The organism is Tessaracoccus luoxuelianae (assembly GCF_055326245.1).
The window spans coordinates 362,249-382,839 of record NZ_JBUZNO010000001.1; the positions used below are offsets into that span (position 1 = coordinate 362,249).

Annotated in this window: 16 protein-coding genes and 1 pseudogene; 8 read left to right on the plus strand and 9 right to left on the minus strand. The window is 70.9% G+C overall.

Translation table 11 applies throughout. The features are described from left to right. Positions 1-261 precede the first annotated feature (261 nt). The gene (locus tag ACZK39_RS01645) at positions 262-1,161 is read right to left on the minus strand and encodes a methylenetetrahydrofolate reductase (RefSeq protein WP_463612312.1); all 900 of its coding nucleotides are present in this window, start codon (positions 1,159-1,161) and stop codon (positions 262-264) included. A gap of 37 nt (positions 1,162-1,198) precedes the next feature. On the opposite strand from ACZK39_RS01645, the gene ACZK39_RS01650 reads away from it, so the two are divergent. Then, on the plus strand, positions 1,199-2,290 hold the full coding sequence (locus tag ACZK39_RS01650; protein WP_463612313.1) for a polyprenyl synthetase family protein: 1,092 nt from the start codon (positions 1,199-1,201) through the stop codon (positions 2,288-2,290). 20 nt (positions 2,291-2,310) lie between these two features. Continuing rightward, positions 2,311-4,683, plus strand: coding sequence for an HAD-IC family P-type ATPase (locus ACZK39_RS01655; RefSeq protein ID WP_463612314.1), 2,373 nt, complete (start codon positions 2,311-2,313; stop codon positions 4,681-4,683). On the opposite strand, the gene ACZK39_RS01660 is transcribed toward ACZK39_RS01655, so the two are convergent. Continuing rightward, positions 4,673-5,353 carry a hypothetical protein gene (locus ACZK39_RS01660; protein ID WP_463612315.1) on the minus strand — a complete coding sequence of 227 codons (681 nt, stop codon included), beginning with the start codon at positions 5,351-5,353 and terminating at the stop codon, positions 4,673-4,675. The genes ACZK39_RS01655 and ACZK39_RS01660 overlap by 11 nt on opposite strands. Positions 5,354-5,503: 150 nt before the next feature. Here ACZK39_RS01660 and ACZK39_RS01665 point away from each other — a divergent pair. From ACZK39_RS01665 to ACZK39_RS01680, 4 genes and pseudogenes are all read left to right on the plus strand, one after another. After that, a pseudogene (locus tag ACZK39_RS01665) lies at positions 5,504-6,406 on the plus strand (protein kinase domain-containing protein); the annotation flags it as partial. A gap of 486 nt (positions 6,407-6,892) precedes the next feature. Then, the gene (locus tag ACZK39_RS01670) at positions 6,893-7,669 is read left to right on the plus strand and encodes a PASTA domain-containing protein (RefSeq protein WP_463612416.1); all 777 of its coding nucleotides are present in this window, start codon (positions 6,893-6,895) and stop codon (positions 7,667-7,669) included. 325 nt (positions 7,670-7,994) lie between these two features. Then, a complete protein-coding gene (locus tag ACZK39_RS01675; protein ID WP_463612316.1) occupies positions 7,995-8,891 on the plus strand; it encodes a DMT family transporter in 897 nt (298 codons plus the stop codon). A gap of 261 nt (positions 8,892-9,152) precedes the next feature. Further along, positions 9,153-10,361, plus strand: a complete 1,209-nt coding sequence (locus ACZK39_RS01680) for a hypothetical protein (RefSeq protein WP_463612317.1) — start codon at positions 9,153-9,155, stop codon at positions 10,359-10,361. A 273-nt stretch (positions 10,362-10,634) separates the two neighbouring features. Here the strand turns inward: ACZK39_RS01680 and ACZK39_RS01685 are convergent, their stop codons facing one another. From ACZK39_RS01685 to ACZK39_RS01705, 5 genes are all read right to left on the minus strand, one after another. Then, entirely contained in the window at positions 10,635-11,663 is a 1,029-nt protein-coding gene (locus tag ACZK39_RS01685) for a threonine aldolase family protein (RefSeq protein ID WP_463612318.1), read from the minus strand. Then, positions 11,660-13,045: a class II 3-deoxy-7-phosphoheptulonate synthase gene (locus ACZK39_RS01690; RefSeq protein WP_463612319.1), complete on the minus strand. Its 1,386-nt coding sequence runs from the start codon at positions 13,043-13,045 to the stop codon at positions 11,660-11,662. Before ACZK39_RS01690 ends, ACZK39_RS01685 begins: the two co-directional genes overlap by 4 nt. A gap of 141 nt (positions 13,046-13,186) precedes the next feature. Then, positions 13,187-13,867, minus strand: a complete 681-nt coding sequence (locus ACZK39_RS01695) for a response regulator (RefSeq protein ID WP_463612320.1) — start codon at positions 13,865-13,867, stop codon at positions 13,187-13,189. After that, on the minus strand, positions 13,851-15,062 hold the full coding sequence (locus tag ACZK39_RS01700) for a sensor histidine kinase (RefSeq protein ID WP_463612321.1): 1,212 nt from the start codon (positions 15,060-15,062) through the stop codon (positions 13,851-13,853). The genes ACZK39_RS01695 and ACZK39_RS01700 overlap by 17 nt, the downstream gene beginning before the upstream one ends. Further along, complete coding sequence (locus ACZK39_RS01705) at positions 15,055-15,816, minus strand: lysophospholipid acyltransferase family protein (RefSeq protein ID WP_463612322.1); 762 nt, start codon at positions 15,814-15,816, stop codon at positions 15,055-15,057. Before ACZK39_RS01705 ends, ACZK39_RS01700 begins: the two co-directional genes overlap by 8 nt. A gap of 677 nt (positions 15,817-16,493) precedes the next feature. Between ACZK39_RS01705 and ACZK39_RS01710 the strand changes: the two genes are divergently transcribed. After that, on the plus strand, positions 16,494-17,276 hold the full coding sequence (locus tag ACZK39_RS01710) for an alpha/beta hydrolase (RefSeq protein WP_463612323.1): 783 nt from the start codon (positions 16,494-16,496) through the stop codon (positions 17,274-17,276). A 51-nt stretch (positions 17,277-17,327) separates the two neighbouring features. On the opposite strand, the gene ACZK39_RS01715 is transcribed toward ACZK39_RS01710, so the two are convergent. Both ACZK39_RS01715 and ACZK39_RS01720 read right to left on the minus strand, forming a co-directional pair. After that, a complete protein-coding gene (locus ACZK39_RS01715) occupies positions 17,328-18,425 on the minus strand; it encodes a C40 family peptidase (RefSeq protein WP_463612324.1) in 1,098 nt (365 codons plus the stop codon). Positions 18,426-18,545: 120 nt separating this feature from the next. Next, positions 18,546-18,752 carry a hypothetical protein gene (locus tag ACZK39_RS01720; RefSeq protein WP_182782579.1) on the minus strand — a complete coding sequence of 69 codons (207 nt, stop codon included), beginning with the start codon at positions 18,750-18,752 and terminating at the stop codon, positions 18,546-18,548. A gap of 62 nt (positions 18,753-18,814) precedes the next feature. Between ACZK39_RS01720 and ACZK39_RS01725 the strand changes: the two genes are divergently transcribed. Continuing rightward, a complete protein-coding gene (locus ACZK39_RS01725) occupies positions 18,815-20,581 on the plus strand; it encodes a DEDD exonuclease domain-containing protein (RefSeq protein ID WP_463612325.1) in 1,767 nt (588 codons plus the stop codon). The last annotated feature ends 10 nt before the right edge of the window (positions 20,582-20,591 follow it).

The following is a 20,591-nucleotide window of genomic DNA, read 5'->3' on the forward strand; positions in this document are numbered from 1 at the left end:
CCGATCGATCCCTGAGGAGGTCCAGCCGCGCAGCGGCCTGGGCCGTCTCGAAGGGTCGTAACCTGACCTGACAAGCAGTCTTGCTCACAGGGTTGCGACACAACCCTTCGAGACACCGCCCGCGCCTCCGGCGAGGCGGCTCCTCAGGGAACGAAGACCGACACCGCCCGCGCCTCCGGCGAGGCGGCTCCTCAGGGAACGAAGACCGACACCGCCCGCGCCTCCGGCGAGGCGGCTCCTCAGGGAACGAAGACAGACACCTCAGGGGGCGGGAGTGGTGCCCTTCAGCTCGGCGAGCACCTCACGGGTGGCCTTCGAGCGGTTCTGGGTGAAGAACTGCAGCCCGGGGGCGCCGGCGTCCAGCAGCCCGCGACACAACCGCACCGCGGCCGCCAACCCCGCCTCCCGCACCTCCTCCTTCGACGAGCAGGCCCGCAACTCCGCGACCAACGACGCCGGCAGCTCGCGCCCGGACAGGTCCGCGAAGCGCTCGATCTGCGACAAAACCGTCAACGGCATGATCCCCGGGATGATCGGCACCTCGCAGCCCAGCCCGCGCATCCGCTCCACCAGTTCGCCGTAGCGCTCCCCCTCGAAGAACAGCTGCGTGATGGCGAACTCGGCGCCCGCCTCCACCTTGTCCAGGAGGATCTGCGCGTCGAGGTCCGGGTCGTTGCTGGTCTCGTGCGGGTTCGCGAACGCCGCGACACCCACGCAGAAGTCGCCCTCCGCCTTCACGAACCTCACCAGCTCCGTGGCGTTGGCCAAGCCGTCGGGGTGCGCGGTCCACGGCCCGCCGCCGGGCATGTCTCCGCGGATGGCCAGGATGTTGGTCACGCCGGCCTCGCGGTACTCGGCCAGCGCCTCGGCAAGCTCCGCCTTCGACTGCGCCACGCACGTCAGGTGCCCCACCGTCAGCGGGCCTCCGGAGGCCGCGATCCGACGGGTGGCGCGGATGGTGCGGTCCCGCCGCGACCCGTTCGCCCCGTAGGTCACCGACACGAACGACGGCTCCAGCGGGGCCAGCGCCCCGACGGCGGCCCACAGGACGGGCTCCTCCTCCTCGGAGCGGGGAGGGAAGAACTCGAACGAGTACAGGGGGCCGTGGGCTGAGCGGATCAGCTCGCCCACGCTCCGCAGGCTCGTCTCGGTGACAGGCATGGGCCAACAATACGAGCCGGGCTACTAAGCTCGAACCGTGAGCCGCTCCCTGGACCCCTCCTCCCCGCTCGGTGCGCCGCTGCTGTCCGCGGTCAGCGAAACGATCGACGCCTACCTGGCCGCTCAGGAGCCCATGCTCACGGCCATCGGCGCCACCGCGCTGCTGGAGGTGGCCCGCGAAGGCACCTCCGGCGGGAAGCGGCTGCGGCCCGCCTACTGCTACTGGTCCTACGTGGCGGCGGCCGGACACGCGCACGACGACGCGCCCCTCCTCAAGGTGGCCTCCTCCCTGGACCTGCTGCACGTCAGCGCCCTGGTCCACGACGACCTCATCGACGACGCCGACACCCGCCGCGGCCTCCCCGCCGCCCACAAGCGCTTCGAGCAGCTCCACGCCGGGCAGGAGGGTCGCGGCGCCGCCGCCGAGTTCGGCACCTCGTCGGCCATCCTGCTCGGGGACCTGCTGCTGATGTGGAGCGTGGACCTGGTGGATTCCTCCGGCGCCGCGCACCTGGACCGGGCGCGCCCGCTGCTCAGCCTCATGCGGGCCGAGGTCACCGCCGGGCAGTACCTCGACGTCGCCGCCCAGTACGGCGTGACCGGCGCGGTCACCGTCGCCGAGGAGCTGGACGTAGCGCAGCGCGTGCTGGAGTACAAGTCCGCCAGCTACTCCATCCGTCGGCCCGCCCAGATCGGGGCCGCGCTCGCGGGCGCCGACGACGCCCTCATCGACGCGCTCGGCGAGTTCGGCTCCATCATCGGGCGCGCCTTCCAACTTCGCGACGACGTGCTGGGCGTCTACGGCGACGAGGCCGTCACCGGCAAGCCCTACGGCGGCGACATCCGCGAGGGCAAGCGCACCGTCCTGGTGCTGCGCGCGCTCGCCGACTCGGCCCCCGAGGCCGCGGCCGAACTGGAGGGCATCCTCGGCTCCCCCGGCCTCACCGACTCCGACGTCTCCCGCGCCGGCCGGCTCATCGACGAGTCCGGCGCCCGCGCCCACGTGGACGGCATCATCGACGACAGCCTCACCCGCGCGCTCGCCGTGCTGGACAGGGCGAACCTCACCCCCGACGGCCGCACCGCGCTGGGCGAGCTCGCCGCGCGGAGCGTGCAGCGTGCCCACTGACCCGGAGCTGAGCGTGCAGAGTGCCCACTGACCCTGAGCTGAGGGGGCTGAGCTCTGCCGAGGTCGCGCAGCGGGTGGCCGCCGGGCAGGTCAACACCCTGCCGTCGCGCTCCGGCCGGACCACGTGGGGCATCGTGCGGGCCAACGTGGTCACCCGCGTCAACGGCATCCTGTTCGTGCTCTTCGTCATCGTGCTCAGCACCGGCAGCCCGAGCCAGGGGTTGTTCTCAACACTCATCGTCTTCAACTCCATCATCGGCATCATTCAGGAGCTGCGGGCCAAGCGCACCCTGGACAATCTGGCGGTGGTCGGCGAGGCGCACCCCGTCGTCGTGCGCGACGGCGAGCGCCGCCAGATCGCCCGCGACGACGTGGTGATCGACGACCTCATCGTCGTCCATCCGGGGGATCAGATCGTCGTCGACGGGACCGTGGTGGCGGCGGACTACCTGGAGGTGGACGAGTCTCTGCTGACGGGCGAGGCGGACCCGGTGGCCAAGGGCCCAGGCGACGAGGTGCTCTCTGGCGCCTTCGTCGTGTCCGGGTCCGGCGCCTACACCGCGGAGAAGATCGGCGCCGAGGCCTACGCCGCGCAGATCACGGCGCAGGCCGCGAAGTTCACGCTGGTGCACTCGGAGCTGCGTCAGGGCATCAACCAGATCCTCAAGTACGTCTCGTTCCTGCTGGTTCCGGTGGGCGCGCTGACCATCTACGTGCAGTTCAACCAGCCGGACACGACATGGCAGGAGTCGGCGCTGCGGATGGTGGGGGCGCTGGTGCCGATGGTGCCGGAGGGGTTGGTACTGCTGACCTCCATGGCATTCGCGCTGGGTGTCATCCGGTTGGGCCGGCGGCAGTGCCTGGTGCAGGAGCTGCCCGCGATCGAGGGCCTGGCACGGGTGAGCGTGGTGTGCGCGGACAAGACCGGCACCCTCACCCAGAACGCGATGACGCTCGGCGAGATCGTGTGCCTCGCCGGCGACGACGCCCGCGCCCGCGAGGTGCTCGCGCAGCTCGTTGCGGCGGATCCCGCGCCCAACGCGTCGATGCAGGCCGTGGCCGCGGCCATCGGGCCGGCAGCGGAGCCGTGGCCGGTGACCGCCCGGGCGCCGTTCACCTCGGCCAAGAAATGGTCCGGGGCGAGCTTCGGCACTGGCGAGACATGGGTGCTGGGCGCGCCGGACGTGCTGGCCGAGCCCGCCGTCGCCGCGCACGCCGACGCCATCGCCGCGTCCGGGCGCCGCGTGCTGATGCTGGGCAACTGCGCCGCGCGGGTGGACGACGATGACGCCCCCGGGCACCTCACCCCCCTGGCGCTGGTGGTGCTGGACCAGCTGACCCGCCCGGACGCGGCGGACACGCTGGCCTACTTCCAGGAGCAGGGCGTGCGGGTGAAGGTGATCTCGGGCGACAACGCGGCCTCCGTCGGGGCCGTCACCCGCTCGCTGGGCGTCGACATCGGCGACCCGATCGACGCCCGCTCCCTCCCCGCCGGCGGCTCCGAGGAGCTGGCGGACGCCGTCGAGGCCAACGACGTGTTCGGCCGGGTGGTCCCGGAGCAGAAGCGGCAGATGGTCCGGGCGCTGCAGCACCGCGGGCAGGTGGTGGCGATGACCGGCGACGGCGTCAACGACGTGCTGGCGCTCAAGGACGCCGACCTGGGAGTGGCGATGGGATCCGGGGCGCCGGCCACGCGGGCGGTGTCGCAGATCGTGCTGCTCGACGACAGGTTCGCCACGCTCCCCTACGTCGTCGCGGAGGGGCGGCGGGTGATCGGCAACATCGAGCGGGTGGCCAAGCTGTTCCTCACCAAGACGATCTACGCGGTGGGTCTGGCGCTGGTGATCGGGCTGATGGGGCTGCCGAACCCGTTCCTGCCGCTGCAGATGACGGTGGTGGGGTGGTTCACCATCGGCATCCCGGCGTTCCTGCTCAGCCTCGCCCCCAACCGGGAGCGGGCGCGGCCGGGCTTCGTGCGCAGGACGTTGACGGTCGCGGTGCCCGGTGGCCTCACGGTGACGGCCGTGGCCACGGTCACCTACGTGATGACCCGCGGCTTCGGTGAGGTGTCGGACACGGTGCAGCAGCAGGCGTCGACGGCCACCCTCATCGCGCTGATCATGACCGCCACGTGGGTGCTGGCCACCGTCGCGCGGCCCTACTACTGGTGGAGGGTGGGGCTGGTGGCGTTCGCGTACGGGTTCTACTTCCTCATGTTCTACATCCCCGTGTGGCACGACGCGCTGCAGCTCGACACGACGAATGCGGCGGCGCTGACGGTGGGCCTCGTCGCGGGCGCGGTGGGGATGGTCGCGGTGGAGGCGGCGTGGTGGATCACGGCGGTCATCCGCGGCGATTCGACCCGCCTGTGGGCTCCGCCCGTCAGGCCGTGAAGGCGGCCTGGCCGTAGGCCTCGGCGCCCGGCTCCGCGACCCACGCCGCCTTGAGCGCGTCGGCCAGCGCCTGCGTGACGGCGAACGGCTCGTCCGAGCGGAACACCGAGCTCGACACCGTCACCCTCCTCGCGCCCGCCGCGATCACGGCGGCCACGTTGCCCGGATCGATCCCTCCCGCCGCGAACCACACCGGCCCGGCCGGGAGAGCCATCGGCGGGTAGCGCCGAGCCATCTCCTCCAGCGCGTCGGTGACCCGGTCGTCATCGACGGCTGGCCCGACGAAGGCGAAGTTGAACGGATCGCCGTCCACCGCGTCCCCCTGGTCCGCGCCGTCGATGGAGCGGCCCAGCAGGGAGTACTCGTGCGGCCTCCGGAACCCGAACGGGCGCCAGCCGGGCCGTCGGTAGTACACGACGTCGGCCTTGGACGCCTCGCCGACGTCCGCCGAATCCGTGGCCACGATGGTCTGCAGCCCGAAGAGCCGCCTGCGGGCCACGTCGATCACCTCCGCGGCCTCCTCCACGCTGCGTTCACCGCGCGTGAAGAGGAGCAGGTCGGCGCCGTGGGCCGCGAAGTCCGCGGCCTCCGGCTCAGCCTTGTCCGGCGGGATGACGACGGCGAGGCGCGCCAGGCGCAGGCGGGTCTTGAGTCCGACGAGGGCTGTCATGAAAGCCCAATTTAGCCGCAGGCGGGGCGGCGCGACCCCCTTCTTGGCCGACTCGCCGCGCCTCCGGCGTGGGCTGGACCCCGCGACGGCACTACACTCGGGGTCCAGACGGGCTCGTACGGCCTCTTCCCCGACCGTGCATGGAGTGGTATGAACAGCACTTTCGACCCGTTGGTCGGTCACGTGCTCGACGACCGCTACGAGATTGTGGCGAAAGTTGCGCGCGGTGGCATGGCCACGGTCTATCGCGCGCGCGACCTACGCCTGTCGCGCGCGGTGGCAGTCAAGGTGATGCGCAGCGACCTCGGCGAGGACGACGAGTTCGCGGCCAAGTTCGACCGCGAGGCCCGCTCCGCCGCCGTGCTGAGCCACCCCGCCGTCGTCAGCGTCTTCGACCAGGGCACCTCGCAGGGGCAGCCCTACATCGTGATGGAGTTCATCGACGGCGAGACGTTGCGCCGGGTGATCAGCCGGGAGGCCCCGCTGCCCCCCGAGCGGGCGCTGGAGATCTTCGAGCAGGTGGCCGCGGCCCTTGCGGCCGCGCACGAGGCCGGGGTGGTGCACCGCGACATCAAGCCCGAGAACGTGATGATCACCACGCGCGGGCAGGTGAAAGTGGCCGACTTCGGGTTGGCGCGCCAGGTGGGTTCGCCGCAGATGACGGCCACGGGCGTGCTCGTCGGCACCGCCAGCTACCTGCCGCCGGAGCTCGTGACGCACTCGCGGCCGGATTCCCGCAGCGACATCTACTCCGCCGGCGTCGTGCTCTTCGAGATGCTCACCGGCCGCAAGCCCCACACCGGGGAGAACAACTACCAGATCGCCTACCGGCACGTGAACGTCGACATCGAGCGGCCGTCGGATCGGCTGGCGGAGACCGGGCACGCGGCGGACTGGCAGATCCCGGACTACATCGACACGATCGTGCTGGCCTGCGTGGCGCGCGACCCGCGGGCGCGAATCGCCGACGGCCGCGAGCTGCTCACCGCCGTGCGGCGCGTGCGGCACGAGCTGGCGCGCACCGGCGGGTCGGACAACCCTGCGCTGGCGGCCGCGATCCTGCCGGCGAGCCCGGCGGAGGACGAGACGGTCGCGGCGTACCCGCGGACCTCGGAGCGCCCCAGGCCGGTGTCGCCGGACTCGCCCGAGACCGTCGTCGTGCGGCGCGAGGGTGAACAGTGGCGTCCGCAGGGCGGTGGTGTCGCGGGGGCTGGTGTCGCGGGAGCTGGGTTTGCCGCTGGGGTGTCGATGCCGGGATCGACGGCTGGGCCGCGGACGGGGGCCGGGGCTGGGTCGCGGGCGGGGGCGGCGGCGGCCGGGTCGCGCACGGGGCAGTCCCCGGTGTCGCCGAGACCTCAGCCGAGCTCGGCTCCCCGCAGCCACCGCACGCCGGTGTTCCCGCAGCTCCATATCTCGCACGACCCTGTGCACCGACGGCGACGCGGGGTGATCGCGGTGCTGCTGGTCGTGATGCTCACCGCCGGGGCCGGCTTCGGCTCGTGGTGGTGGATGGCGGGCCGGTTCACCACGGTCCCCGCGATGACCAACCTCAACGCTGCCAAGGCCGGGGAGGCCGCCACCGCCAACGCACTGGAGGTGTCCTCCAGCGAGGCGTACTCCGAGACGGTGCCCGCCGGGCTGGTGATCAGCACGGATCCGACGGCGGGTGACCGGCTGCTGCGCGGCTCCACGGTCAGCATCGTGATCTCGAAGGGCCCGGAGCGGTACCCGATGCCGGAGGTGGTGGGTGCCGCGTTGGAGGACGCTGAGCGCGCCATCGTCGAGGGCCGGATGACGGTGGGCACGGTCACGGAGGCGTTCTCCGAGACGGCGCCGGTGGGGCAGGTCCTCACCGCGTCGCAGGAGGTGGGGGCGCAGCTGAAGCCTGGCACTGAGATCAACCTGACGGTCTCGAAGGGGCCGGAGCCGATCGCCATCCCCGACACCACCGGAGAGGTGGCCGACGATGCCGTCAAGCGGCTGGAGGAGCTCGGGTTCAAGGTCAAGGTGCAGGAGGAGAACTCCCCCACCGTCGAGGCCGGCCGCGTGATCCAGCAGGACGTGAAGTCCGGCAACGGGAAGCGCGGAGACACGATCACCATCACGAAGTCGCTCGGGCCGGTGATGGTGACCATCCCTGAGGTGCGGTTGAAGAGCACCGAAGAGGCGACGAAACTGCTCGAGGACCTGGATCTGAAGGTGGAGGTGCGGTTGTCGTCGGACTTCCCGATCGCGTTGAATATCGCCTCCGGCACTGATCCCGCCGAGGGGACGTCGGTCCCCGTCGGCACCACGGTGGTCCTCTTCATCGCCTGACGCCTGCGTTCAGTCCCCTCGCCTGCGATAAGTCCCGACGCCTGCGGTAAGTCCCCACGCCTGCGGTAAGTGCCGACGCCTGCGTTAAGTCCCCACGCCTGCGGTAAGTGCCGACGCCTGCGTTAAGTCCCCACGCCTGCCCTCTATCGCAGGCGCCCCGGAGTCGCCTGCGTTAAGTCATACCGCCCGCGCTACAGCGCAGGCCGCGGGACTTAGCGCAGGCGCGAAGGCGGGACAGGGACTCACACAAGCGCAGGCGACGCCAAGGCTCTCGTCGACCACGCTCGGAGCCGGTCGAACGACAGGCACGCGCTAGCGTGTGCCTGTGACCTACCCCCGCGGCGCCTGGCTGCCCGTCGCCGCGCTGCTGGTGGCCGCCGTCGCGTGGGGGTCCACCGTCGTGGTCACCAAGAGCGCGTTCGCCACCCTCTCCCCGCTCGGCGTCGTCTCCCTCCGGCTGATCCTCACCGGGATCACGCTCGCGCTGATGTTCCCGCAACGGTTGCGGATGCCGCTGCGGGAGGCGGCCACCGGGGCGGGGCTCGGGTTGCTGCTTCTCGCCGGGTTGGCCACGCAGACGCTGGGCCTGCAGCTGATCGCGCCGTCGACCACCGGATTCCTCACGGCCACCTACGTGGTGTTCACCGCGCTGATCACGGCCGTGTTCCTCCGCCAACGGCAGCCGGCGGCCACCTGGGTGGCGGTGGGCCTGACTGTCGCGGGGATCTCGGTGCTGGCGCTGGGGCATGACGGCGGGTCGAGCAACTTCGCCGTCGGCGCCGCGCTCACCCTGCTGAGCGCCGCCATCTATGCCGTCCACATCGTGCTGCTCGGCCGGCACGTGACCAGGCGCAATGTGATCCACCTCACTCTCGCCCAGGCAGGGTCCGGCGCGGTGGCGAGCCTGGTGATCTGGGCGTTGCTGCGCGAGCCGCTGCCGACGGATGCGGTGACGTGGGCCCAGTTGCTGTACCTGGGGATCGTCTGCGGGGCGGTGGCGTTGCTGCTGCAGAGTTGGGGGCAGAGCCAGGTCGCGGCCACCCCCGCGGCGGTGATCATGTGTACCGAGCCTCTGTGGGCGGCGGTGTTCGCGGTGGGCTTCGGGTTCGAGCCGTTCACGGTGACGATGGCGGTGGGCGGGTCGCTCGTCATGGCCGCGCTGCTGCTCGCGGTCCTCCCCCGTCGCCCCTCGACGATTCCTGAGGTCGCGTCCATCCGCTGACCGTTTCCCCTCTGCAACGTGCTATCCATAGAGCGGCTTCTGTGGATATACGCAGATGCCGCTCTATGGATAGCAAGTTGCAGGCCCACCCCCGGCCTGATGGTCCCCGAGTGTGTGTAGGTTCGGGCCACGACCCTTCGAGACAGGTCCTCGCCGCTCCGCGGGCGGACCTTCCTCAGGGAGCGAAGAGATAGAGACAGGTCCACGCCGCTCCGCGGGCAGACCTTCCTCAGGGAACTGTCGAGAAAGGAACAATCTCCCATGTCCGAGATCGTCTGGATCCTGTTCGCCGTCGTCGCGCTGGCCGCCGCTGCGGGCGCCGTGTGGGGCATCCGGCGGCATCTGTACGTCAAGGAGCTCACTGAGCGCGGCTGGACCTTCGTCACGTCCCCGTCGATCGCCATCGCGTACGGACTCAACGTGCCGCCGTTCGGGATGGGGTTCAAGCGCTCTGTCGACGATCAGATCATCGGCCGTGCCTCCGACGGGACCCAGTTCTCCGCGTTCCGCTACAAGTGCTCGCAGTGGAAGTCGGGCGGCTACGTCGTGACCGTGCCGCTGGGCCGCTCCCTCCTCCCCGCCGAGGTGTTCCACGGCCCCGCGCCGAAGCTGAGCCTCCCCGGGCAGACGATGGTGCTCGGCGAGCTCACAGCCGCCGCCGGTGATCCGGCCTACGCGGAGGCCCTCGTCGAGGCCGCCGCCCCGGCGCTGACCGGGCCGTACCGGGTCACCGTCGACGGCGAGCACCTGGTCCTCGTCGACGCGCCGAAGGAGGCCGACGGGCTGGCCGCGGCCGTCGAGCAGCTCGCCGCGACACGCGCCCGGATCCTCGCCTCCCCCGCCGCGACATTCACAGCCCCGCCGCCCCCGCCGTCGCTCAGCTTCTACGGCCGCCCGGACTGGACCTACGTCCCCCGCGACGACTCCTACCTGGAGTTCCTCGACCACACCGGCGGAGGCCGCAACCATCAGGCCCTGGACATCATCTACTCCGACAACGAGGGCCTCCCGTTCATGCGGCTGCGCCACGAGTGGGACACCACGCACACCCGCACCGACGCGCAGGGCCGCACCCACACCGAGACCCGCCATCACAGCGAGGAGCTGTGCGAGTTCCGCACCACGTTCCCGTTCCAGGACCTGTCGGTGAACTGGGAGTTGCTGGGGCCGTCGCAGAAGTTCGAGTGGGAGGACTTCAACCGGCGCTACAAGGTGCGCACCCCCGCGCCGCGGTTCGCCTCTGACGTGATGCATCAGCGCCAGATGGAGTACCTGATGGCGGGCAAGGCGCCGAAGTTCGCGATCTCCGGGGACCGGATCCTGGTGGGTGGCGGCGGGAGTTGGGAGCCGGAGGACATCGACGCCGCGTCCAGGTTCCTGCACGGCTTCTTCGCCCGCGTCCCCGACTTCGTGTGGCGGCAGCTGGGCGCCTGGCCGCGGCCCATCCCGGAGCTGGCCTACGACGCCTGACCCCCCGCCTCTGCTGCGGGAGCGGGGGGCGACGTGGCCTGGGTGGGGGGAGGGTTTGAGCAAATGGCAGGGTTCGCGGTGCGGGCCACGCTCAGTTCACGCGGGAGGCTCTCCGCGAACCCTGCCATTTGCTCAACTCACCCCCCCGGTCCACCGCCGAGGAGAGGGGGGTCAGGCCGGCGCCGCAGCTAGGCCGGCGCCGCAGGCAGGCCGACGCCGCAGCCAGGCCGACGCCGCAGCCAGGCCGACGCCGCAGGCAGATCGACGCCGCAGTTAGGCCGACGCCGCGGCCAGCGCGGCGCCGATGAGGGCGCCCGCCCCGCGACACTCCTCCTCGGTGACATCCATGTGCGTCACGGCGCGCAGCGACGACGGCCCCAACACGCTGACCTTCACCCCCTGCTCGGCCAGCCGCGCAGCCACCGCAGGGGCCCCGGCCACCGGGATCAGCACGATGTTTGTCTCCACCGAGGCCTCGTCGACCGCGCCCGGGCACGCCTCGTTGATGGCCCTGGCCAGCGTCGACGCCGCCCGGTGGTCATCGACGATCCGATCCATGTTGTGCTCGATCGCATACAGCCCCGCGGCCGCCAGCAGCCCGGCCTGACGCCACCCGGCGCCCAACCGCTTGCGCTGCACGCGGGCCCGCGCCATCTCGTCGGCCGTCCCCACCAGGACGCTCCCGACGGGGGCGCCGAGTCCCTTGGACAGGCAGAACGAGACGGTGTCGAACAAGGACCCGTAGTCACTCAACGCCCGGCCCGTCACCGCGACAGCATTGCCCAACCGGGCCCCGTCGAGGTGCGTCGCGACACCCAAGCCCCGCGCTCCCTCGCTGACGGCGCTCAACTCGGCGAAGGACTGGACGGTGCCGCCGCCGAAGTTGTGGGTGTCCTCCACCGCGACACAGGCGGTCTCCACCAGGTAGGGCCGGCAGTTCACGGCGACGAGGGCGAGGGCGTCGTCGGCCTTCAAGCGCCCCGACGTCGAGACCCAGGTCCGCATCGTCACCCCGTGCAGGGCGCCGTGCGCGCCCATCTCGGCGCGCGCGATGTGCGCGTACGCGTCGCACAGCACCTCCCGGCCGGGCTCGGTGTGCAGCCAGATGCCGAGCAGGTTGGACAGCGATCCGGTGGCGCAGAACAGCCCCGCCTCCTTGCCGAACAGCCCGGCCACGCGCTGTTCGAGCGCCGCGACACTCGGGTCCTCGCCGTACACGTCGTCGCCGACGGGGGCCTCGACCATCGCGGCCAGCATGCCGGCGCTGGGCCGGGTGACGGTGTCCGAGCGGAGGTCGATCACAGTTCCCTCGCCATGTATTCCTGGACCGGGTTCACCCGCTTCAGCCGTCCGGAGCGCAGCCGTTGGGCGACGGTGAACGCCAGCTCCAGCGACTGGTTGCGGTTGAGGCGGGGGTCGCACACCGTCTCGTAGCGGTTGGCGAGGTCCTCCTCCATGAGGTTCATCACGCCGCCGACGCACTCGGTGACGTCGTCGCCGGTGAGCTCCACGTGCAGGCCGCCGGGCCAGGTGCCGAGCTCCTCGTGGACGTCGAAGAATCCGTTGACCTCGTCGACGACGTCGGTGAAGGAGCGCGTCTTGTAGCCGTTGGCGGCCTCGAAGGTGTTGCCGTGCATCGGGTCGCACACCCATGCCACCTTGCGGCCCGTGGCCTCGACGCCCTTGATGACGCCGGGCAGGACGTCGCGGACCTTCTTGGCGCCCATGCGGGTGATGAAGGTGATCCGTCCGGGGATGCGCTCCGGGTCCAGCCGGTCCGCCAGAGCGATGGCCTGTTCGGCGGTGGTGGTGGGGCCGAGCTTGATGCCGAGCGGGTTCTGCACGCGGCGCAGCAGCTCCACGTGGGCGCCGTCGAGCTGCCGGGTGCGTTCCCCGATCCACAGCATGTGGCCGGAGCAGGTGTAGAGCTCCTGCGAGCGGGAGTCGACGCGGGTCAGCGCGCGCTCGTACTCGAGCAGCAGCGCCTCGTGGGAGGCGTAGAAGTCAACGGTGTTGAGGGCGGAGTCGTGGACGCCGCAGGCCACCATGAACGCCAGGGCGCGGTCGATCTCGGAGGCGAGCTCCTCGTATTCGGCCTCGACGGCGGAGTCGCGGACGAACTGCCCGTTCCAGGTGTGCACGCCGCGGAGGTCTGCGAAGCCGCCCTTGACGAAGGCGCGCACGAGGTTGAGGGTGGCGGCCGAGGAGTTGTAGACCTGCAGGAGGCGGCCCGGGTCGTGGGCGCGGTCCTCGGGGGTGAAGTCGAAGCCGTTGATGGCGTCGCCGCGGTAGGCGGGCAGCGACACGTCTCCGCGGGTCTCCATGTTGTTGGAGCGCGGCTTGGCGTACTGCCCGGCGATGCGGCCCACCTTGATGACGGGGACCTGCGCGGCGTAGGTCATGACCACGGCCATCGAGAGCTGGACCAGCAGCTTGGACTTGATGTTCTGCGCGGTGACGGCGGCGAAGGTTTCGGCGCAGTCGCCGCCCTGCAGGAGGAACGCGCGCCCGTCGGCGACGTCGGCCAACTTGGCGCGGAGATCGTCGCACTCGCCGGCGAACACCAGTGGGGGCAGCGACTCGAGTGCGTCGATGGTCTTGTCCAGGGCGGCCTGGTCCGGGTACGACGGCTGCTGGACCATCGGCAGCGCGCGTAGTTCTTCCCGGGAGATGATGCTCGACATGGTGCGTAGGTTACTGCACCGCCCGCAGACCCCCCGCCCCGGGAACCGACGGTGGACCGACGGTGGACTCGTCACGGCGTTTCGACGCGCGCTGCGCAGCTGCGCTGCTAGGCGCGGCTCAACGAGCGGGGGTGCGGGGGCTCAGGCCGAGGGGTCGTGCCACCCCTGGTCGATCGCGTACAGCGTCAACTCCACCCGGTTGTGCAGCTGCAGCTTCCGCAACACGTTGTGCACGTGGTTCTGCACAGTCCGGTGCGACACGAACAGCTCGTCGGCGATCTCCCGGTACGCCATCCCCTTCGCCACCCGCCGCAGCACCTCGATCTCCCGCGACGTCAGCCCCGGGCTCTCCTCGTTGAGCGCCCGCGCCACGTTGACCATGCGGCGGAACTCCCCCAGCACCAGTCCGGCCAGCCCGGGCGTGAACACCGCGTCGCCCGCCGCGGTCCGGCGCACCCCGTCGATCAGTTCCTCCTTCGACGCCGACTTCACCAGATATCCCTTCGCGCCGGCCTTCATGGCCCGCAGCACGTCGTCGCGCTCCCCCGACGCGGAGATCACCAGCACCTGCAGGTCCGGGAACTCGCGCAGCAACAGCTCGATGCAGGTGGCGCCGTCGGGCTCGGGGATCTTGAGGTCCATCACCACGATCTCCGGCTTCGCGGCCCGCGCCCGTGCGACGCATTCGACGCCGCTCTTGGCCACCGCGACGATCTCGAATCCCACCTCGGTGAGGTCCTCGCTGAGAGCGTCGATCCACATGGGGTGGTCGTCGACGAGCATCACGCGTCGACGCTGGTAGACCTCAGGCGTGTGCGTCACTGCTGCTCCCTGCCTTGCCATCGATGGGGAACCGCAGCTCCCATTCCGTCCCGGCGCCCGGTGAGGTCTTCAGCATCGCGGACCCGCCGAGGGCCGCCATCCGCCCCACGATCGAATCCTTGATGCCCATCCGGCCGGACTCGGCGGCCTGAACCACCTGGTCCGGGCTCATGCCGACTCCATTGTCGCGGACCCAGAGGATCACTTCGTCGTCGCGTTCCTGATCCAGCAGGATCCAGGCCTGGGCGTCCGGGCCGGCGTGGGAGGCGACGTTGGTGAGGATCTCCGTGAGGGCCGCCTCCACCTCCTCGGCGAGGCCGCGCGGCACGGTGACGCCGCTGGCCATCGTCGAGACGGTGACGTTGCCCGAGTGGTATCGGTCAAGGGCGGCGGCCAGATCCACGCGTTCGGTGTGCTGGACGGGGGCGTATTCGCGGTCCTGGAGGAGCACCCGCAGCTGGGCCTCGGACTCGCGGGCCAGGGCCGCCAGCCGCACCCCGCGACCCCCGAGCGACGGCCCCTCCCGCTCCACGAGCGCCAGCACCTGGAGGGCGCCGTCGTGGACGATGCGCGAGAGTCGCTGCCTTTCGGCGAGCGCGGCGGAGCGGGCGCGTTCTTGTTCCTGTTCGACGAGGGTGGCGCGGAACTGCTCGATGAGCACGCCGAGGCAGGCGATGAGGATGACGGTGACGAACGCGGCGCCGAGGCGTTCGAGCACGAAGTGCGACGGCGGGCCGAGCAGCGCCGCGGAGGTCACCAGCGCGAACCCGACGCCCCACCGGGTGCCGAGGAAGATGGCGGCGTAAGCCGCGCAGCCGCTGATCCAGTAGCCGGCCAGCGACAGCGGCGCCCCGCCGGGCGGCACCGTGAGCAGGGTGGTGAGGATGAGCGCGACCGTCACGCCGAGGTCCGCCACGTGCGCCTGCCACGTGCGGTGCGCGGGGGTGCGCATCCGCCACGAGATGAAGCAGTGCCAGGCGATCAGCGCGACGGTGGCGGCGACGACGCCCAGCGGCCGGTCCGTGTAGTGGACCACGTAGAAGAGGTTGACGAAGACGGCATGCAGTCCGAGGAGGGATCTGGCCACCACCGCGACACCGTAGACGCGGCCGAGGAGGTCTGAGGGGTCGCGGAATCCGTGGGTCCCCACGGGCGGCCGGCGGAGGATCGACGCCGGCCGTGGCCGGTCACTCACCCGGCTCCCTGGCCTCCACCTGGGGCTTGGGCCCGCCGCCGGGGCGCGGGAGGAGGTAGGCGTCGGAGCCGGGTTCTTCGAGGTCGCCGTGCTTGACGCGGGCGGCGTAGACGTCGGCGTACTCCTGCCCGGTGAGCTGCTGGATGGCGGCCAGGACCTCGTCGGTGACCCAGCGGAGGACCTTCGTGTTGCCGGGCGTTTGCCGGAATTCGGAGAAGTCGAGCGGTTTGCCGATGATGACGACGGGGCGCTTCGCCCACGGGATGCCGAGGGGGCCCTTGTGGGATTTGGTGCCGATGACGCCGACGGGGATGACGGGCACGTCGTTCTGGAGCGCGATCCGCGCCATGCCGGTCTTGCCCTTGTAGAGGCGGCCGTCGGGTGAGCGGGTGCCCTCGGGGTAGATGGCGACGACGCGGCCCTGGGCCAGCACGTCGGAGATGGCACCGAGGGCGTCGGCGCTGGCCCGGCCGCCGCTGCGGTCCATCGGCACCATGCCCACCACGGTGAGGAACCAGGCCATGGCCTTGGCTCCGAGCCCGCCCTGGCCGACGAAGAGTTCGGCCTTGGCGGGGAACGTGAGGGGTCGCGGCATCATGGCGGGGACGACGAGGGAGTCGAGCGCGGCGATGTGGTTGCTGGCGAGGATGGCGCCGCCGGTGCGTGGGAAGTTCTCGGCCCCGATGACCTTGGCCCCGTAGCCGTACTTGACGAGGGGGCGGGCGAGGAGGGTCTTGAAGAAGCGGTACCACATGGGCGGCAGTCTATGGCAGCGCTCGTCCGCTGATCCGGTCCCTGACGGGCCCGGCGCCGCACCGCGGTTGGCCGCGTGCCGCTGTCCGCGCCTGCCTTGGGGACCGACGCCTGCCTTGGGGACCGACGCCTGCCTTGGGGACCGACGCCTGCCCTACTGACGAACGCCTGCCTTGTGGGCGACGACGCCAGCGGTAACTCTGGCCGCCAGCGCTACAGAACAGGCGCCAGAAACTAGCGCTGGCGTCACGCTCGCCACCCCATCGCGCCTGCCCTACAGATCGACGCCAGCCTTACTTACCGACGCCTGCCCTGGGCACGGACGCCTGCCGTACTGACGGACGCCAGCCTTGCGGGCGACGACGCCAGCGGTAACTCCGGCCGCCTGCGCTACAGAACAGGCGCCAAGAATTTGCGCAGGCGTCACGCTTACCACGCCTCACTAACGCAGGCGTCCGTCACCTAGGCAGGCGTCCGTCGGTAGGGCAGGCGCTCACCACGCCCTCACAAACGCTGGCGTCCGGCTGTAACGCTGGCGTCCGGCTGTAAGGCTGGCGTCCATCTGTAAGGCTGGCGTCCGTCGGTTAGGCATGCGTCCGCCACCCAGCCACCCGCCACCCGCCACCCGCCACCCGCGACCCAACCCGGGCGATCCGCATCGGGGCCTATCCTCGATCCATGTTCTTCTCGACGCCGTTCTCCCGCCCCGCCGCGACGCCCGTCTGGCCCGAGGCCCGGCCCCTCCACCTCGGCGACGGCGACATCGGCGTGGTGATGTGCCACGGCTTCACCGGCTCAGTGGCGTCCATCCGCCCGTGGGCGGAGGCCCTCGCCACCCCCGCCGAGGAGTACCCGGGCGTGCGCGTGGTCGCGCCGAGACTGCCCGGCCACGGCACGTCGTGGCAGGACATGGCACGGATGCGCTGGTGGGACTGGTTCGGCGCCGTCGAGGACGCCTATCTGGAGCTTGCGGGCGAGCAGAAGCGGGTGTTCGTGGCGGGGTTGTCGATGGGCGGGGCGCTGGCGCTGCATCTGGCCGCGCGGCACACCGTCGCGGGGGTGCTGCTGGTCAATCCTGCGATCGCGTCGCGGGATCCGCGTTACCCGGTGGCGTCACGGCTGCGGCACGTGCTGCCGCCCCAGAAGGGGATCGCTTCGGACATCGCGCAGCCGGGTGTGGTGGAGCCGGCCTACCCAAAGTTCGCTGTGGCCAGCCTGGGCACGATGATGGATCTGTGGAGGGAGGCCCGCTCGGGGCTGCGGCGCGTTGACGCGCCGGTGCTGTTGATGCGCTCCCCGCAGGACCACGTCGTCGACGATCTGAGCTCGGAGATCATCAAGCGCGAGGTGCGCGACGTTCGCTTCGCCTCGTTGCAGCGAAGCTTCCACGTGGCGACGCTGGACTACGACGCGGACCTGATTGTCGCGGAGTCGCGGAGGTTCATCACCAGCGTCCACTGACCCGGGAAAGGAAGAAGGCCGCCGAATCCGGCGGCCTTCTCGAATCATTGGTCAGCCGACGACGCGACGCACGCCCGTGATGGGCATCGAGTGCAGGCTCGTGACGTTGACGCCGCTGCGCGGGTTGGCCGCGTGGACGATCTTGCCGTTGCCGATGTACAGCGCAACGTGGCTGACGGGGCTGTAGTAGAAGACGAGGTCTCCGGGCTGGATCTCCGACAGCGACACCTTCCGCCCCTCGCTCGAATACTGCGTCCTCGACGAGCGGCTCAGCGTGATGCCGACCTGGCGGTAGGCGTAGCTGGTGAGGCCGGAGCAGTCGAAGGTGTTGGGGCCGGAGGTGCCCCACACGTAGGCGCTTCCCACCTTGGCGAGGGCCGCGTTGATGGCACCCTGGACGCGCGACGACGACGCGGCGGTCACGGGAGCCGTCTGGGTCTCTGCCTTCGGCACCGACGACGCGGTGCTGGTCTCACGCGAACGGCTGGTGGTGGCTGCCTCCGCGGCGCGTGCCTCGGCTGCGGCCTGTTCGGCGGCGGCGCGTGCCTGACGCTCTGCCTCGATGGCGGCGAGTCGCTGGCGCTCTTCCTCCGAGAGGCGGTCGTAGACGCGCTGGGCCTCGGCCTCCTTGGCTTCGAACTCCTCGGCGAGCACGGTCTTGGCCGCGAGTTCCTTCTTGACGGTGGCCTCGGTGGCGGCCGCGTCTTCGCGGAGGGTGGTGAGCTTGGCCTGGTCCAGCTGGAGCTGCTGCACGCCTGCGTTGGAGCGGTCTAGCTCGCTCTGGTAGGCGGCGAGCCCGCTGAGGAAGTTATCCGACGAGCCGCTGGTGAGCAGCTGCGCGGTGACGCTGAAGGAGTCGTGGCGCATCTGGAGGGTGGCGACGTCGCCCATCTCGTCTGCGAGCGTGGACACCTTCGCCTCCTGCGTCTGCAGGTCAGCGGCGATGGTCTTGAGCTTGGCCTCGGCCTGCTGGGCGCGCTCGCTGGCCTCGATCAGCTCCTGATCGATGGCCGACGACTCCTGCTGGATGCGGGCCAGCTCTTCGCGGGCCTTCTCCACAGCGGCGGGGTCAGCCTGGGCGGCGACGCCCATGGTGGCGACGAGGGCGGCAGCGACAATCCCGGTCAGGGCGAGTCGGACTCGGTTCACGTGTAACTCCAAGCGTTGGGCAAGTCTGAGAGAATCTTAAGCGCCCTCAGGCTTTTCTCAAAATGTTTACGGAAGTTAGTGTCACCCGTCGGACGTGCCCGCCTGGAGGCCTTGTCAGACTCACATTGCCTGATGGCGTATGTCGTCGTCCGGGTGGCTCAACCGCAGCGGTGGGACCAGCCCGGCGTCGGCCAGGACGGTGAGCGCCCGTTGTTCGGAGTCCTCGAGGCCGACGCCGGGCGGGCCGAGGAGGACGGAGATCACGCAGTCCGCGCACGCGTCTCCGCGCACGGTGCAGGTGGTGCAGTCAACATGCAAGGTAGCCATGAAGCCACCCTTTCCCACCCCTCCGACAGTTTCTGTCAGACCCCGCCCCTACCGTGATCCCCATGCCCGAGATCTCCGCCGCCCAACCCTCGTTCGAGGACCTCGGCGTCCACCTCTCGCAGGTCACGTTCGTCGTGGTGGACCTCGAGACGACGGGGGGCGCAGCAGACTCCGAGATCACCGAGGTGGGCGCGGTGAAGGTGCGCGGCGGCCAGGTGATCGGCGAGTTCCAGACCCTCGTCCGCCCCTCCACCCCCATCCCCGCCATGATCCAGGTCCTCACGGGCATCACCAACCAGATGGTGGCCACCGCTCCCCCACCGTCGCAGGTGCTGCCCGCCTTCGCGGAGTTCGCCGCGGGCGCGGTGATCGTGGCTCACAACGCCCGCTTCGACACCGGCTTCCTCAAGCGCGGCTACGAGCAGCTCGGCCTCGCCTGGCCGCGCCCCACCGTCGTCGACACCGTGGCCCTGGCCCGCACCGCCCTCCTCCGCGACGAGGTGCCCAACTGCAAGCTCGCCACCCTGGCCCGCTTCTTCCGCGCCGGCACCGAGCCCAACCACCGCGCCCTGAGCGACGCCCGCGCCACCGTCGACGTCCTCCACGGCCTGCTGGAGCGGGTGGGCAACCTCGGCGTCCACACCCTGGAGGACCTCACCGAGTTTGCCCTCCAGGTCTCCCCGGACCGGCGCGCCAAGCGCACCTGGGCGACAGGTGCCCCCGAGTGCGCCGGCGTCTACTTCTTCTACACAGATTCCGTCACCCCCGACGGCGAGAAGAAGCGCGAGATCCTCTACGTCGGCAAGTCCACCAACCTGCGCCGGCGAGTCCGCTCCTACTTCTCCGCGGCGGAGAAGCGCGGCCGCATCCACGAGATGGTGCGGGTGGCCTCCGGGGTGGAGTTCGTCAAATGCGCCACGGACCTGGAGGCGGAGGTGCGGGAGCTGCGGATGATCGAGTCGCTGGCCCCGCGCTACAACCGTCGCTCCAAGAACCAGCGGAAGGTGAGCTGGCTGAAGCTCACCGACGAGGCGTTCCCGCGGCTGTCGATCGTCACGCAGGTCAAGCAGGAGGGCACCTACTTCGGCCCCTTCCGCTCCCGCGACGCCGCGGACGAGGCGGCGCTCACCCTCTACGACGCGTTCCGCCTCCGCCGCTGCACCACGCGCCTCTCGGCCAAGAAGGCGTCCGCCTCCTGCGCGCTGGCGGAGATGGGCCGCTGCGTGGCGCCCTGCGAACTGGGCGACGGCGCGGCGCAGTACCCCGCCATCGCGCAGGCCGTGTCCAGCAGCTGGCTGGGCGACGTCCGCCCCGTGCTGCGCAGCGTGCGGGTGCGGATGCGCAAGCTGGTGGCGCAGGAGCGCTTCGAGGAGGCGGGCACCATCTCGGACCGGCTGACCGCCTACTACCGCACGTCCATCCGGTTCCACCGCCTGCGCTCCCTGGCGCTGTGCCGGCAGCTGGTGGCGGCCATCCCGTCGGCGGCGGGCTGGGACATTCACGTCATCCGCTATGGCAAGCTCGCCGCCGCCACGACGGCGCCCTCAGCCCGCGCCCGCGCCGCCGCCGAGGAGGCCATGGCAACAGCGGAGACGGTCCTCCCGCCCCGCGGCGGACTGCCGGCGGGCAGCGTGGAGGAGGCGGAGCGGATCGCGGCGTGGCTGGAGCTGCCGGGCGTCCGCCTCATCGAGACCGACGGCGAGTGGGCCTGGCCCCTCCACGCAGGCCTGCCCGACGGCGCCCTCGCCGAGGAGCTCCTCGGCCCAGCCCCACCCCTGCCGGTGGACGATCCGATGGCGCGAACGGTCGCGGCTCTCCTCGCGTCCTGACGGACGTGAT